General features: G+C 70.7%; 13 protein-coding genes. 10 read left to right on the top strand and 3 right to left on the bottom strand.

The genetic code is table 11. The features are described from left to right. Positions 1 to 171 precede the first annotated feature (171 nt). Positions 172 to 1,080, top strand: coding sequence for a LysR family transcriptional regulator (locus tag ABZX02_RS34035; RefSeq protein ID WP_355304482.1), 909 nt, complete (start codon positions 172 to 174; stop codon positions 1,078 to 1,080). Here the strand turns inward: ABZX02_RS34035 and ABZX02_RS34030 are convergent. Both ABZX02_RS34030 and ABZX02_RS34025 read right to left on the bottom strand, forming a co-directional pair. Continuing rightward, the gene (locus ABZX02_RS34030; RefSeq protein WP_355304481.1) at positions 1,077 to 2,000 is read right to left on the bottom strand and encodes a BadF/BadG/BcrA/BcrD ATPase family protein; all 924 of its coding nucleotides are present in this window, start codon (positions 1,998 to 2,000) and stop codon (positions 1,077 to 1,079) included. The genes ABZX02_RS34035 and ABZX02_RS34030 overlap by 4 nt on opposite strands. Positions 2,001 to 2,051: 51 nt before the next feature. After that, positions 2,052 to 4,868: a S8 family serine peptidase gene (locus ABZX02_RS34025; RefSeq protein ID WP_355304479.1), complete on the bottom strand. Its 2,817-nt coding sequence runs from the start codon at positions 4,866 to 4,868 to the stop codon at positions 2,052 to 2,054. Positions 4,869 to 4,981: 113 nt separating this feature from the next. Here ABZX02_RS34025 and ABZX02_RS34020 point away from each other — a divergent pair, with 113 nt between their 5' ends. Genes ABZX02_RS34020 through ABZX02_RS33980 form a run of 9 tightly spaced genes read left to right on the top strand, consistent with a single transcriptional unit; the run spans position 4,982 to position 13,512 of the window. Continuing rightward, the gene (locus ABZX02_RS34020; protein ID WP_355304478.1) at positions 4,982 to 5,836 is read left to right on the top strand and encodes a fumarylacetoacetate hydrolase family protein; all 855 of its coding nucleotides are present in this window, start codon (positions 4,982 to 4,984) and stop codon (positions 5,834 to 5,836) included. Between the two features lie 2 nt (positions 5,837 to 5,838). Then, positions 5,839 to 7,146 (top strand): enolase C-terminal domain-like protein, encoded by a 1,308-nt coding sequence (locus tag ABZX02_RS34015; protein WP_355304476.1) that lies wholly within the window; start codon positions 5,839 to 5,841, stop codon positions 7,144 to 7,146. Beyond that, positions 7,143 to 7,889, top strand: a complete 747-nt coding sequence (locus ABZX02_RS34010) for an SDR family oxidoreductase (protein ID WP_355304475.1) — start codon at positions 7,143 to 7,145, stop codon at positions 7,887 to 7,889. Before ABZX02_RS34015 ends, ABZX02_RS34010 begins: the two co-directional genes overlap by 4 nt. Positions 7,890 to 7,903: 14 nt before the next feature. After that, positions 7,904 to 8,938 (top strand): sugar ABC transporter substrate-binding protein, encoded by a 1,035-nt coding sequence (locus tag ABZX02_RS34005; protein ID WP_355304473.1) that lies wholly within the window; start codon positions 7,904 to 7,906, stop codon positions 8,936 to 8,938. Next, complete coding sequence (locus tag ABZX02_RS34000) at positions 8,938 to 10,407, top strand: sugar ABC transporter ATP-binding protein (RefSeq protein WP_355304471.1); 1,470 nt, start codon at positions 8,938 to 8,940, stop codon at positions 10,405 to 10,407. The genes ABZX02_RS34005 and ABZX02_RS34000 overlap by 1 nt, the downstream gene beginning before the upstream one ends. Then, positions 10,404 to 11,417 (top strand): ABC transporter permease, encoded by a 1,014-nt coding sequence (locus ABZX02_RS33995; protein ID WP_355304470.1) that lies wholly within the window; start codon positions 10,404 to 10,406, stop codon positions 11,415 to 11,417. The genes ABZX02_RS34000 and ABZX02_RS33995 overlap by 4 nt, the downstream gene beginning before the upstream one ends. 3 nt (positions 11,418 to 11,420) lie before the next feature. After that, positions 11,421 to 11,732 (top strand): L-rhamnose mutarotase, encoded by a 312-nt coding sequence (locus ABZX02_RS33990; protein ID WP_355304468.1) that lies wholly within the window; start codon positions 11,421 to 11,423, stop codon positions 11,730 to 11,732. Further along, entirely contained in the window at positions 11,729 to 12,685 is a 957-nt protein-coding gene (locus ABZX02_RS33985) for an aldo/keto reductase (protein ID WP_355304466.1), read from the top strand. The genes ABZX02_RS33990 and ABZX02_RS33985 overlap by 4 nt, the downstream gene beginning before the upstream one ends. Beyond that, complete coding sequence (locus ABZX02_RS33980) at positions 12,682 to 13,512, top strand: amidohydrolase family protein (RefSeq protein ID WP_355304464.1); 831 nt, start codon at positions 12,682 to 12,684, stop codon at positions 13,510 to 13,512. The genes ABZX02_RS33985 and ABZX02_RS33980 overlap by 4 nt, the downstream gene beginning before the upstream one ends. On the opposite strand, the gene dapA is transcribed toward ABZX02_RS33980, so the two are convergent. Continuing rightward, positions 13,509 to 14,366: a 4-hydroxy-tetrahydrodipicolinate synthase gene (gene dapA, locus ABZX02_RS33975; protein WP_355304462.1), complete on the bottom strand. Its 858-nt coding sequence runs from the start codon at positions 14,364 to 14,366 to the stop codon at positions 13,509 to 13,511. The two genes, ABZX02_RS33980 and dapA, sit on opposite strands and share 4 nt — an antisense overlap. Positions 14,367 to 14,393 lie beyond the last annotated feature (27 nt).

The raw sequence follows: 14,393 nt of genomic DNA, 5'->3' as shown, positions 1-14,393 counted from the left end.
TTGCAGCCTGGAGCAGTCCGCTCACCCAGCGGCAGGTGTGAGATGGCGATAACTCCCGAGTTATCGGCCTGACAGCGCAACGCCCCCTACGACGGCCACGGAGCGTCATCTGGTGACACCCGCGTGGCCGATTTTGTTGCCCCTTCACTGCTTTAGGCTTCGTCGGTGCGAATGGAGCTGAGACACCTGCACGTCGTGCTGACCGTCGCGCGAGCAGGCAGCATCAGCCGGGCCGCCTCCCAGATGAAGATCGCCCAGGCCGGGTTGACCGCGCAGGTGCGCAGGATCGAGGCGACTCTCGGCGGACCGCTGTTCCTGCGCCGCACCGACGGCGTCGAGCTCACCGAACTGGGGCGCCACGTCGTGCTGCGGGCCCAGGACCTGGTCGAACGGTTCGACGACCTGCTCGCCACCTCGCACAAGCTGGCCTGCCGCGGCGACTCGGGCATCCGCCTCGGCGGCGTCGTGGGCGCGCCGACCGCGTTGCTGGTCGGGGCGGTCCGCGAGGTGCTGCCCGGCGTGCCGCAGACCACGCACATCGAACGCGGCGGCGACGCCGTGCTCGAACACGTCCGCACCGGCGACCTGGACCTGGCGCTGGTGGTGGAGTTCCCGCGCAGTCCGTTGCGCTACCCGAAGGCCGTCGGCCTGCGCGGTGTCGTCACGGAGCGCATGCTCGTCGGCGTCCCGGTGGGCCACCGGCTGTCCGGCCGCAGCGAGCTCCTGCTGTCCGAGTTGGCCGGCGAGGAGTGGGTCGTGCCGGACGAGCACCACGGCGGACGGCTCACCCTCGACCTCGCCTGCGAGGCCGTCGGGTTCACGCCGCGCTGCGCGCACTTCGGCGTCGACCCGGTGGCGGCGGCCGACCTGGTGCGCTCGACCGGTGCCGTGGCGGGCTTCTTCCCCGGTCACGAGCTGCCGGGCGTGCTGCTCAAGCCGATCATCGGCAACCCGGTGCACCGGCGGATCACGTTGGTGTGGAACACCGAGGCCGCCGAGCACGTGGACGACGTGCACGCCGGACTGCTGCGCGCCTACCACGAGCGCACGCCGCACTCGGGCCGGTTGCTGGCCTCCTAGGACCTGCTGGGCCGCGGCGCGTCCGGGCCGAGCACGTCGACCGCGGCGAGCCAGGCCGCACCCGCCGCACCCTCCGTCGCCATGATCACCTCGGCGTTGCAGCGGGAGATCAGCTGCCCCTTGAGGTGCGTGCCGACCGGCGTCTTGATCAGGCTGCCGACCAGCACGATCGGCGAGGTGTCGGCGGGTTCGCGCACCGCCGTGGCCAGGTCCGCGAGCAGGCGGGCGGCGGTGCCGACGATGATCAGGGCCTCGGGATCGCCGTGGTGGTAGGCGGAGCTCACGAGCGGCGCGAACTGGGCGATCCTGATCGGCGGCTGCGTGTTGACGGCGGTGATCAGCTGGCCGCGGTTCTTCGCGCCCGCGGCGGTGAGCACGGCGGTGGCGAGGCCTTCGAGCGGCGCGTCGAGGTCGAGCAGCTTCAGGGTGGCGCGGACGGCCTCGCGGCCGAGCCAGAACCCCGAGCCGTCGTCACCCAGCAGCCAGCCGTAGCCGCCGGACTGGCCGACCATGCGGTGGTCGGCGATGCGGCCCGCGATGGACCCGGTGCCCGCCACCAGGACCGTGCCGTCGGGGGACGACGTGCCGGTGGCGAAGGCCGCCTCGCAGTCGGTGACCACGCGCATCGGGCAGTGCAGGCCCGCGCGTTCCCAGGCGTTCTGGAAGAGGTCGAGGACGGCCGGGTCGGCCAACCGGGAGGCACCCGCCATGCCGAGGACGCCGGACCGGACCTTGCGGGAGTCGAGGCCGTCCAACGCCTCCGTCAGCGCCTCGCCGATGTGCGCGGCGGCGACGGCGGGAGGGTGCGAGTTCGGGTTCGCGCCGCCCGCCAGGCCCTGGCCCAGGCGGGCGCCGTCGAGTCCGAGCACCAGCGCCCTGGTGGACGTGCCGCCAGCGTCGAGTCCCACGACCAGATCCATAAAGACCGAGTATGCCGAGAGACGCTCCGCTGAGGCACGTCCAACCGGGTGTCACCTCACGAGCGCGCGGTTACCCGACGCGTTGTGGTGGAAGAACACCAGCGATCCGGACGGAACAGGATCACCCGGACGAACCACAGTGGACAGTGACGGAACGATCAAGCTGTAGTCGAACGTGGCGGAGGGGGCCACGTCGACCAGGTCGTCGGGGTCCGCCGGCGCGGTGTAGCGGCTCTGCACACCGACGGTGTAGGTGACCGGGCCGGACGGCAGCACCGACCGCGCGACGGGGAGCACCACGACGTCGCTGTCGAACAGGTTCGTGTCGGTCGCGCCGTCGAACCCGTTCAGCGGCTGCTCGTCCAGGACCTCGTCCGACCCGGCCGCCTTCGTCCGGGCGAGCCAGACGTCGGCGGTCACGTCACCGTCGGGGTTGGTGGTCTTCACGGCCGTCGTCACGAAGTCCTTGCCGGCCACCGAGAACCGCACCTCCGGCCTGGTGGTGCTGCCGATGTTCGCCCAGGTGTCCCAGGTCGCGACGCCGAACGCCAGCAGGTCCGGCGTCGCCGTCGCACCGACGTACCGCAGGTCGCCGCCTCGCGCGGTGCGGTTCACGGCGCAGTCGTCCTGCACGTCGGGACCGCACGCGGGCAGGCGGTCCGAGCGCGCGCCGAGCTGCAGCGTCGTCATCCGCGCCTGGTAGCCGGGCTGGTCGACGCCACGTCCGGCGGCGCGGCCCCCGGCCACGGACAGGCGCGACACCGGCTTGGGCGCGGCGTGGACCGGCACCCGCAGCGTGCGGTCGCCGGTGAACGTCACCAGGCCGGACGCCTCCGCCAGGAACTGACGGCCCTCGTCCAGCGACACCGTCGGATCGGGCGTCTTGCGCAACGCCGCGGGGTTCGCGATCCGCAGCTGCACGGGCACCGACGCCGACCCGCCCGGCGGCAGCACGACGTACGGCACGGCGGCCCGGAACGACACCCCGGGCACGCTGGTGATCGGCTCGTAGCCCGCGCGCAGCCGCACGGTCTGCGAACCCTTGTTGACCAGCGTGAGGGTCCGGCTCGTCAGCACCGGGCCGCCGACCTCGACCGTGCCGAACGACGCGTCGCCGAGCGCCAGCACGTCCGACGACAGCGCGGCGAGGCCGTCCACCCGGCCCGCGCCGACCCGCATGGGCGCCTCGCGCACGCCCTTCGAGTCCTTGACGACGCCGGACGCGGTGTTCACCAGAGCCGCCTTGACCTCCGCGACCGTCCACTCCGGATGGACCTCGCGCAGCAGTGCGGCGATGCCGGCGACGTGCGGTGACGCCATCGACGTGCCGCCCATCGAGACGCCGTCCGAGGCGGTCCCGGAGGCCGCGGAGAAGATCGTGTCACCGGGCGCCGCCACCGCGATCGACGACCGCGAGCGCGACGACGAGGGAGTGATCGTGTCCTGGATCGACGGCTCGACCGAGGGCACCGCGACCTTCAACGCCGAGGTCAGGCGCACGTTCAGAGTCCCGGCCTCCAGCGCCGGGCGCAGCGCGGACGACGCCGCCGCCGTCAGCTGGAACGCGGGGATGTGCGCGTTGCCGGCGATCCCCGCCGCGAACACCGGCAGCGCGGTCGGCAGCAGCACGCCGGCCGCCCCCGCCTTCCAGGCGTTGTCGGTCCGCGCACCGGAACCGCAGGCACGGGTGGCGTCGCTGTCGTCCCACTCCAGCCAGACGATCTTCCCGGCCAGCGGCTCCGTGATCGGCTGACAGCCGTCCACGTTGGACGACAGGCGCACCACGGGCTTCGTGAGGTCGAACGGCTCCTTGAAGTTCTGGCTGTACTGCCCGGCGTACCGCTGCCCGGCGACCTCCAGCCCGTCCAGCATCGAGAACGAGTCGCGGGTGTTCGCCACGGAGATCGCCTCGGGCGAGTTGCCCGGCGAACCGGACACGTCGTAGAAGTCGCCACCGTTGCCGGCCGCCGCGACCACCACCACGCCGTGCTCCACGAGCTTGCGCACGAACAGCGCGTCCGGGTCGTCCGGGGCGCCGAAGTCGCTGCCCAGCGACAGGTTCACCACGTCGAGCTTGTCGGAGAAGTCGCCGTCGCCGTTGGGGTCGAGGGCCCAGTCGAGCGCCCGCGCGGTCAGGTTCGTGCCGCCCTCGCAGCCGAACACCTTGAGCGCGTAGAGCGACGCCTTGGGGGCCGTGCCGGGGCCGATCTTCAGCGAGTCGAGATCGATGGACGAGTAGGAGCCGCGGTAGGTCGTGCCGTCCGCGTTGACCCCGTACCCGGCCGCGGTGCCGGCGACGTGCGTGCCGTGGCCGTCGCAGTCCACCGGGTCGGCGTCCGGCTCCGGCAGCGACCCCGGCTCGGCGGTGTAGGCGTCGCCCGCGAAGTCGTACCCGCCGACGACCTTGGCGTTCGGGAACGTGCCGCCGCCGAAGTCCGCGTGCCGGTAGTCGATGCCGGTGTCGACCACGCCGATCCGCACGCCGTCGCCGAGGTGCCCGAGCGATTTCCACACCTCGGACGTCCGGGTGAGCCGGACGGCGTGCGCGTTGGAGGTGGTCTTGGGGACCATCCGGTGCACCGCCCGCACCTCGGGCATCCGCGACAGGGCGGACAGGCGCGACCTGTCGGTCGCGAGCACCACGCCGGGGACCGCGTTGGTCGTTCGGGCGACTTCCCGGCCACCGGACCGGGAGATCACCCGGGACACGTGCTCGGAGGTCCGGTCGCGGGCGGAACGGGCCTGCGCGGCGGAGCCCTTGTCCGCGGCTGCGTCCGAGGTCAGCTCCACGAAAACGGTTACAGTGTCGACCGGTGCCACCGGGGCGAGCAGTGCGCCCGCCAGGAGCGACGCAGCCAGCAAATTCATGATCAACTCCTCATATTCATCGGACGACTTCCTGCTGAGCCCTAGACGCAGGCGGTCCCGCAGGGCTATACATCCGATGTATTTCGTAGGGTGTGAGCAGAGGAGGAACGGCCGTGCAGTTCTTGCGCCTGGGGCCGGTCGGTGACGAACGTCCCGCGGTCAGGACCGACGACGGGATCACGTACGACCTCCTGCCGATCACCCCGGACATCGACGGGTCGTTCCTCGCGAACGACGGCGTGGCGCGGGTCCGGGCCGCCCTCGACGCGGGCGAGCTCGACGTGCTGGACATCGGGGGCCTGCGCGTCGGACCGCCGCTCGCGCATCCGGGCAAGGTCATCTGCATCGGCCTCAACTACCGCGACCACGCGGAGGAGACCGGCGCGGACATCCCGGGTGAGCCGGTGATGTTCCTCAAGACGCCGGACACGATCGTCGGCCCGTACGACGAGGTGCTCGTGCCCCGCCGGTCCGTGAAGACCGACTGGGAGGTCGAGCTCGGCGTCGTCATCGGGCGCACGGCTCGCTACCTGGAGTCCGAAGAGGACGCTCTGGCGTGCGTCGGCGCGTACGTGCTCTCACACGACGTCAGCGAGCGCGAGTTCCAGATCGAGCGCGGCGGGACGTGGGACAAGGGCAAGAACTGCGAGACGTTCAACCCGCTCGGTCCCTTCCTCGTGCCCGCCGGCGAGATCGCCGACCCGCAGAGCCTCGAGATGCGGCTCTGGGTGAACGGCGAGATCAAGCAGAACTCGTCCACCAAGAACATGATCTTCTCGGTCGCGGAGATCGTGCGCTACCTCAGCCAGTTCCTTGTCCTTCGACCGGGTGACGTGATCAACACGGGTACACCCGCCGGGGTGGCGCTCGGCCAGCCGGAGCCGAAGCCGTACCTGCGCGCGGGCGACGTCGTCGAGCTGGAGATCGAAGGCCTCGGCAAGCAGCGCCAGACCCTCGGGCAGGCCTGACCATGCCGAAGATCACCGCGCTGGACGTCCTCGACGTCCGGTTCCCGACCTCGCGCGAGCTCGACGGCTCCGACGCGATGAACCCGGACCCGGACTACTCCGCCGCGTACGTGGTGCTGCGGACCGACGAGGGACCCGAGGGCCACGGGCTCGCGTTCACCATCGGCCGCGGCAACGACGTGCAGGCCGCCGCCATCAAGGCGCTGTCGCCGCACGTCGTCGGCAAGGACGTGCCGGAGGACGCGAAAGCGTTGGGGGAGCTGTACTTCGAGCTCATCGGCGACTCGCAGATCCGCTGGCTCGGCCCCGAGAAGGGCGTCGCGCACATGGCGATCGGCGCCGTCGTCAACGCCGCGTGGGACCTCGCCGCCCGCCGCGCCGGGCTGCCGGTCTGGCGGTTCCTCGCCCGGATGTCGCCGGAGGAGATCGTCGGTCTCGTCGACTTCCGGTACCTCTCCGACGCCCTGACGCCGGACGAGGCGCTGCAGATCCTGCGCAGGGTCGAGCACGGCAAGGCCGAGCGGGTGGAGACGATCACCCGGGACGGCTACCCGGCCTACACGACGTCGCCGGGCTGGCTCGGCTACTCGGACGAGAAGCTCGCCCGGCTGGCGCGCGAGGCGCTGGCCGACGGCTTCGACATGATCAAGCTCAAGGTCGGCGGCAGCCTCGACGACGACGTCCGGCGGATGAAGCTCGCCCGCGAGGTCGTCGGCGACGAGGTCCGCGTGGCCGTGGACGCGAACCAGCGCTGGGACGTCGACACGGCCGTGCGCTGGATGAAGGAGCTCGCGCCGCACGACCCGTACTGGATCGAGGAGCCGACCTCGCCGGACGACGTGCTGGCGCACCGCGCGATCGCCGATGCGCTGGCCCCGATCCGGGTCGCCACCGGCGAGCACGTGCAGAACCGCGTGGTGTTCAAGCAGCTCCTGCAAGCCGGCGCGATCGACGTGCTGCAGCTCGACGCCTGCCGGGTCGCGGGCGTCAACGAGAACGTCGCGATCCTGTTGCTGGCCAAGAAGTTCGACGTCCCGGTGTGCCCGCACGCCGGCGGTGTGGGTCTGTGCGAGCTGGTCCGGCACCTGTCGTTCTTCGACTACGTGGCGATCTCCGGCGAGGTCGGCGACCGCGTGATCGAGTGGGTCGACCACCTGCACGAGCACTTCCTGGACCCGGCGGTCGTCGAGCACGGCCGCTACCTGGCTCCCACCGAGCCGGGCTTCTCCGCCCAGCTCAAGGACGAGACGCTGACCGACTACGTCTACCCCGGCGGTCCTGTGTGGACGGAACTGGAGGGTGGGCGGTGACCGACTTCGAAGGACTGGTCGCCGTCGTCACGGGTGGCGCGTCCGGCATCGGCCTCGCCACCGCCGAGCTGCTGAGCAGCCGCGGCGCCACGGCCGTCGCGCTGGACCTGAACCCGGACGTGCGGGACCCGCTCGTCGGCATCCGCGCGGACGTGTCGGACGACGAGAGCGTCAGGGCCGCGATCGACGAGGTCGTCGAGCGGTTCGGACGGCTCGACGTCGTGGTGAACAACGCGGGCATCGGCGCTCAGGGCGACGTCACGGCCAACGACGACGCGCAGTGGGCGAAGGTGCTCGACGTCAACGTGCTCGGCATGGTCCGGGTGTCGCGGGCCGCGCTGCCGCACCTGCGCAACTCGCCGGCCGCGGCGATCGTCAACACCTGCTCGATCGCTGCCTGGGCCGGGCTCCCGCAGCGAGCGCTGTACTCGGCCAGCAAGGGAGCGGTGTACGCGCTGACCCTCGCGATGGCCGCCGACCACGTCCGCGAAGGCATTCGCGTCAACGCGGTCGCCCCCGGCACGGCGGACACCCCGTGGGTGGGCCGTCTGCTCGACTCGGCGCCCGACCCCGCCGCCGAGCGGGCCGCGTTGGAGGCGCGCCAGCCACACGGCCGGCTCGTCTCCGCCGACGAGGTCGCGGGAGCCATCGCCTACCTGGCGAGCCCGCTCTCCGGATCCACCGCCGGCACGATCCTCGCCGTCGACGGCGGCATGCACGGCTTGCGCTTGCGTCCCCAGTGAAAGGCCAGACAACGATGAAGCGTCGCAACCTCACCGCCGCGGTGTGCCTCGCGCTCGCCGGAGCACTGACACTGTCCGCCTGTGGCAGCGGAGCAGCCGGAACGGGAGCCGGCGGCGTCGGCCCGATCGGCGCCGACCACCCCCGCGCCGACACCGACTTCTGGAACTCCTACATCAAGTACTTCCCGGAGAAGGCCAAGGACCTCGGCATCAACCTGCTGAACCCGACCAACTCGCAGAACAAGGTCGAGAACCTGGTCGCCAACGCCCAGTCGCTGCAGTCGCAGGGCGCCAAGGCGATCATCATGGCGCCGCAGGACACCGGTGCCATCGCGTCCACCCTGGACCGGCTGGAGAAGGCGAAGATCCCGGTCGTCACCGTCGACACCCGTCCCGACAAGGGCAAGACCTACATGGTCGTGCGCGCGGACAACAAGGCGTACGGCGAGAAGGCCTGCAAGTTCCTCGGCGACAAGCTGGGCGGCAAGGGCAAGGTCGTCGAGTTCCAGGGTGCGCTCGCGTCGGTCAACGGCCGCGACCGGTCCGAGGCGTTCGCCGCCTGCATGAAGCAGAACTACCCCGGCATCACGGTGTTCGAGGAGCCGACCGACTGGGAGGGCGCCAAGGCGTCCGCGGCCCTGCAGACCCGCCTCAACCAGCACCCGGACATCAACGGCATCTACATGCAGGCCGGTGGTGCGTTCCTCACGCCGACGCTGCAGGTGTTGCGGCAGAAGAACCTCATCGTGCCGCCGACCGACCCGAAGCACATCTTCATCGTCTCGAACGACGGCATTCCGCAGGAGCTGGAGGCCATCCGCAAGGGCGAGATCGACGCCACCGTCTCGCAACCGGCCGACCTGTACGCGCAGTGGGCGCTCTTCTACGCCAAGGCCGCCGTCGAGGGCAAGACGTTCCAGCCCGGCCCGACCGACCACGACTCCACGATCGTCGACACCGGCGGCGGCCGTCTCGAGGACCAGCTGCCGGCCCCGCTGATCACCAAGGAGAACGTCGACGACAAGGCGTTCTGGGGCAACCAGATCTGATGAACGATTACGCGGCCGTCGCGCGGGGCGTGACGAAGAGGTACGGGCGCACGCTCGCACTGGACGACGTGGGCATCGAGATCCGCGCCGGTGAGTCGCACGCGCTCGTCGGTCGCAACGGTGCGGGCAAGTCGACGCTGGTCTCGGTCCTCACCGGCATGCAGGTGCCGGACGCGGGTGAGGTCAGCTTCTTCGGCGAACCCGCGCCGTCCGTCGCGGACAGCGCGGCGTGGCGGCGGCACGTCGCCTGCGTCTACCAGAAGTCGACGGTCGTGCCGGAGCTGTCCGTCGCCGAGAACCTGTTCATCAACCGGCAGGACCTCGGCGGCGGGCTGATCAGGTGGAAGAAGCTCCGCGCGGAGGCGTCGGCGCTGCTCGAGACCTACGACGTCGCGGTGAACCCGGACGCGCTGGTGTCGACGCTGACGGTCGAGCAGCGGCAGCTCGTCGAGATCGCGCGGGCGCTGTCGATCGGCTCGCGGTTCGTGATCCTCGACGAACCGACCGCGCAGCTCGACGGTCCGGCGATCGAGCGGCTGTTCGACCGGATGAGGTCGTTGCAGGACAGGGGAGTGACGTTCCTCTTCATCTCCCACCACCTGCAGGAGGTCTACGAGGTCTGCCAGACCGTGACGGTCTACCGCGACGCGCGGCACATCGTCACCGCGCCGGTCGCCGAGATGTCGAAGCCCGACCTCATCGAGGCGATGACCGGCGAGGTCGGCGGCCTGAACGTGCCGTCCGGCGACGACCGGCCGTCGTCCGACGAGACCGTGCTGGCCGTGTCGTCGTTGAGCGGCGACCACTTCTCGGACATCTCGCTGGCGGCGACGCGCGGTGAGGTGATCGGCCTCGCGGGCAGCGCGTCGTCGGGCAAGCACGAGTTCGCGGAGACCATCTACGGGCTGCGCAAGCCGTCCGCCGGTTCTGTTGCCGTGGACGGGTCCGTGGTGCGCGGCGGTGACGTTCCGGCCGCACTCCGCGCAGGAATCGGCTGTGTGCCACGGGATCGGCACCACCAGGGACTCGTGCTGGACCTGTCGATCGCGGAGAACGCGACGATGAGCACGGCCGGCGCGTTCGTGTGGCCGTCGGCGCAACGGTCGTCCGGCAGCACGGCGATCGCGTCCTACGACGTGAAGGCCGCCGGACCGGACCAGCCGGTGTCCGACCTGTCCGGCGGCAACCAGCAGAAGGTCGTGATGGCGCGGGCGCTCGCGGGCGACCCGTCGGTGCTGGTGCTGATCAACCCGACCGCGGGCGTCGACGTGAAGTCCAAGGAGTCGCTGCTCGGGGTCGTCGACACGCAGGCGCGGCGGGGCAAGGCGGCGATCGTCGTCTCGGACGAGCTCGACGACCTGCGGGTCTGCGACCGCGTGCTGGTGCTGTTCCACGGCCGGGTCGTGCGCGAGTTCGGCCGCGGCTGGCGGGACCAGGAACTGATCTCCGCGATTGAGGGAATGGAATGACGAAGGCCATGACACCGCCGGTCGCCGCACCCGCGCCGGAGAAGCAGAAGTTCCGGCTGGCGCGCTACCAGGACCTCGCGCTGGTCCCGGTGATCATCCTGCTGCTGATCATCGGGGCGGTCCTCTCGCCGATCTTCCTGACGCCCGCGAACCTGATCGCCGTGCTGACCCAGCAGAGCGAGCTGTCGCTGCTGGTGCTGGGACAGGCGATGATCCTGATCGTCGGCAAGATGGACCTGTCGCTCGAGTCGACGGTCGGTCTCGCGCCCGCGCTGGCGGTCGCGCTGATCATCCCGGCGTCGTCGGGCGGCCTCGACGTCGGGCTCGCGGCCTGGCTCGCGTTGCCGCTGTGCATCCTGATCGGCATCGCCATCGGTGGCCTGAACGGGTTCCTGATCCTCAAGGTCGGGCTGTCCGGGTTCATGGTGACGCTCGGCATGCTGACGATGCTGCGCGGCCTGCAGCTGGCGATCACCGAGGGCAAGTCGCTGATCGACGTGCCGGAGTCGTTCCTGTACCTGGGTTCCACGACGTGGCTCGGGCTGCCGGCGGCGGTGTGGATCTGCGTCGTCTGCTACGCCGTGGGCATCTTCGTGCTGAAGTACCTGCGCGCCGGGCGTTCGTTGTACGCGATCGGCGGCAACTCCGAGGCGGCGCGGGCCGCGGGCATCCGGGTCGACCGGGTGGTGTGGGCCGTGCTGATCATCGGCTCGGTGCTGGCGGTGATCGCGGGTATCCTGATGACCGGACGGCTCGGGTCGGTCGCGGCCACGCAGGGCGAGGGCATGATCTTCCAGGTCTTCGCGGCGGCGGTGATCGGCGGCATCTCGTTGCAGGGCGGCAAGGGCACGTTGTTCGGTGCGCTGTCCGGCGTGCTGATGCTGGGGCTCGTGGAGCAGATCCTGCGGCTGCAGGGCGTGTCCGGCTTCTACATCAAGGCCTCGTACGGCGCGGTGATCATCCTCGCGCTGATCGTCACGCGGTTCGCGACCGGGCAGAAGCAGGAGTGAGCTGTGGAGACCGTTGCGCTGCACACCCGGCTGCGGCCGGGGTGCGAGGAGGAGTACGACCGCGTCCACGCCTCGATCCCGACCGCGCTGGACGGGGCGTTGCGCGAGGCGGGGGTGCGGTCGTGGCGGATCTGGCGCTCTGGACGCGAGCTCTTCCACCTCGTCGAGGTCGATGACTACCGGGCGATGCGCGCGCATCTGGCCGAGCACCCCGCCAACGTTCCGTGGCAGGCTCGGATGGCCGAACTGCTGGAGGTCGAGGACGACTACTCCGGCGCCGAACCCGCTGTGCGACTCGTGTGGGAGCTGCCGTGAAGGTCGCTGTGTCCCGTCTCGGCTTCGGCGGTGCGCCGATCGGCAACCTGTACCGGGAGACGTCCGACTCCGACGCTCTCGGTGCGGTGGAAGCGGCCTGGCAGGCGGGTGTCCGCTACTTCGACACCGCGCCGCACTACGGGCTCGGGCTGTCGGAACGGCGGCTGGGCCTCGGGCTCGCCGGCCGTCCGCGCGACGAGTACGTGATCTCGACCAAGGTCGGGCGCGTGCTGGAACCGTTCGACGGATCCGGGCTCGACGACGAGGGTTTCGCGGTGCCGCAGGCGTTCCGGCGGGTGCGGGACTACTCGCGCGATGGTGTTCTGCGGTCGCTCGAGTCCTCTTTGGAGCGTCTCGGGACCGACCGGGTGGAGATCGTCTACATCCATGACCCCGACGACCACTGGGCTTCCGCTGTCGGTGAGGCCTACCCGGCGTTGGAGGACCTGCGGTCGCAGGGTGTCGTGGGCGCCATCGGCGTCGGCATGAACCAGTGGGAGATGCCGGAGCGGTTCGTCCGCGAGACCGACATCGACGTGGTGATGCTGGCGGGGCGGTACACGTTGCTCGAGCAGCCTTCACTGACGTCGTTCCTGCCCGCCTGCGTCGACCGGGGTGTCTCCGTGGTGGCGTGCGGGGTGTTCAACTCCGGGCTGCTGTCGAAGCCGGTCGTGGCCGCCGGTGCGAAGTACAACTACGAGGAAGCGCCCCTTGAGCTGGTGGAGCGGGCGAGGGCGATCGCGGAGGTGTGCGGTCGGCACGGCGTGACGCTGCCCGAGGCCGCGATCCAGTTCGCGCTGGGCCATCCCGCGGTGGTGTCGGTGGTGATCGGCGCACGGACGGCGGAGCAGATGACCGCCAACGCCGCGTACTTCTCGGCCTCGGTTCCCGAGGACCTGTGGAACGAGCTGAAGGCCTTGGACCTCGTCGACCCGGAGGTTCCGACGCCGTGATCGTCGACGCTCACCACCACCTGTGGGACCTGTCGGTGCGGGACCAGGACTGGATCACCGATCCGCCGATGGGCGCGATCCGGCGGTCGTTCCTGGAGCCCGACTTCGTCGCGGTTGCTTCGGAGGTCTCCGCCTCCGTGCTGGTGCAGACGGTGTGCGTGCCCGAGGAGACGCCGGAGTTCCTCGCCGTGGCGGCTTCTTCGGACGTCGTCGGCGCGGTGGTGGGCTGGGTCGACCTGACGGCCGCGGACGTCGGCGACGCGCTGACCGCGTTGGTGGACTCGCCCGACGGCTCGTGGCTGCGCGGGATCCGGCACCAGGTGCAGGGCGAGCCGGACCCGGAGTGGTTGTGCCGCAGGGACGTGTGGAACGGACTCGCCCAGGTCGGCGCGCACGGGCTGGTCTACGAGCTGCTGACGCTGCCGCACCAGCTGCCGGCCGCACGCCGGACCGTCGCGGCGTTGCCGCAGGTGGAGTTCGTGGTGGACCACTGCTCGAAGCCCGCGATCGGAACGGATCCGGGGGAGTGGGCCTCGTCGATCCGTTCGCTGGCGGCGCACGAGAACGTGACGTGCAAGCTGTCGGGTCTCGTCACCGAGGCCGACTGGAAGTCGTGGGACGTGGCTGCGTTGCGGCCGTACTTCGAGGTCGTGCTCGACGCGTTCGGGCCTGAGCGGTTGATGTTCGGCTCGGACTGGCCCGTCTGCCTGCTGGCCGCCACCTACGACGAGTGGCTCGGCGCGGCACGGGAACTGGTGGCGGAGTTGTCACCCGGCGAGCAGGACGCGATCTTCGCAGGCACTGCTCGCCGGGTGTACTCGCTCTAGAACAGCGCCTTCAGCTCGTTGATCAGCTGCGGGGTCGCGCCGACCAGCGGCTCGCGGACCGGCCCGGACGGCAGCCCGAGCAGGTTGAGAGCGGCCTTGACGGCCACCGCACCGGGCTCGCGGGTCATGATCGCGGTGATCACCGGCAGCAACGCCTGGTGGCGCCGCAGGGCTTCCTTGTTGTCGCCCTCGTCGTAGGCGTCGAGCATCGCCTTGATCTCGTTGCCGACGACGTGGCCGACGGTGCTGACCGTGCCGACGCCGCCGATCGAGTAGAGCGGCAGGATCAGCTCGTCGTTGCCGGAGTAGTAGTCGAGGCCGGTCTCGGCGATCACGCGGGCGGTCGCGAGCAGGTCGACCTTGCAGTCCTTCACGCCGACGATCCGCGGGTGCTCGGCGAGCCGGAGGAGCGTCTCGGTGTCGATCGCCGTGCCGGTGCGGCCGGGGATGTCGTAGAGCAGCGCCGGGAGCCCGGACGCGTCGGCCACCTGCCGGAAGTGGTTCTCGACGCCCTCCTGCGTGGGCTTGCTGTAGTAGGGCGTGACGACCAGCAGGCCGTCGGCGCCGCTCTCCTCGGCCTGCTTCGAGAGCTCGATCGTGTGGCGCGTGGAGTTGGTGCCGACGCCCGCGAGGATCTGCGTGCGGTCGCCGACGGCCTCCTTCACCGCCCTGATGATCTGCGCCTTCTCGGCGTCCGTGGTGGTGGGCGCCTCGCCGGTCGTGCCGTTGACGACAAGCCCGTCCGCGCCACCTTTGTCGACGAGGTGCGCCGCCAGCTCCTGCGCACCCTTGAGGTCCAGGTCACCGTCGGGGGTGAACGGGGTGACCATCGCTACCAGCACTCGTCCGAACATGACTCCAGGGTGACTTGAGCGTTCGGA

This window comes from Lentzea sp. NPDC003310 (assembly GCF_040610935.1).
Taxonomy (GTDB): domain Bacteria; phylum Actinomycetota; class Actinomycetes; order Mycobacteriales; family Pseudonocardiaceae; genus Lentzea.
Note: the sequence above shows the minus strand (reverse complement) of the source record. Positions and strands in the feature narration are given on the sequence as shown.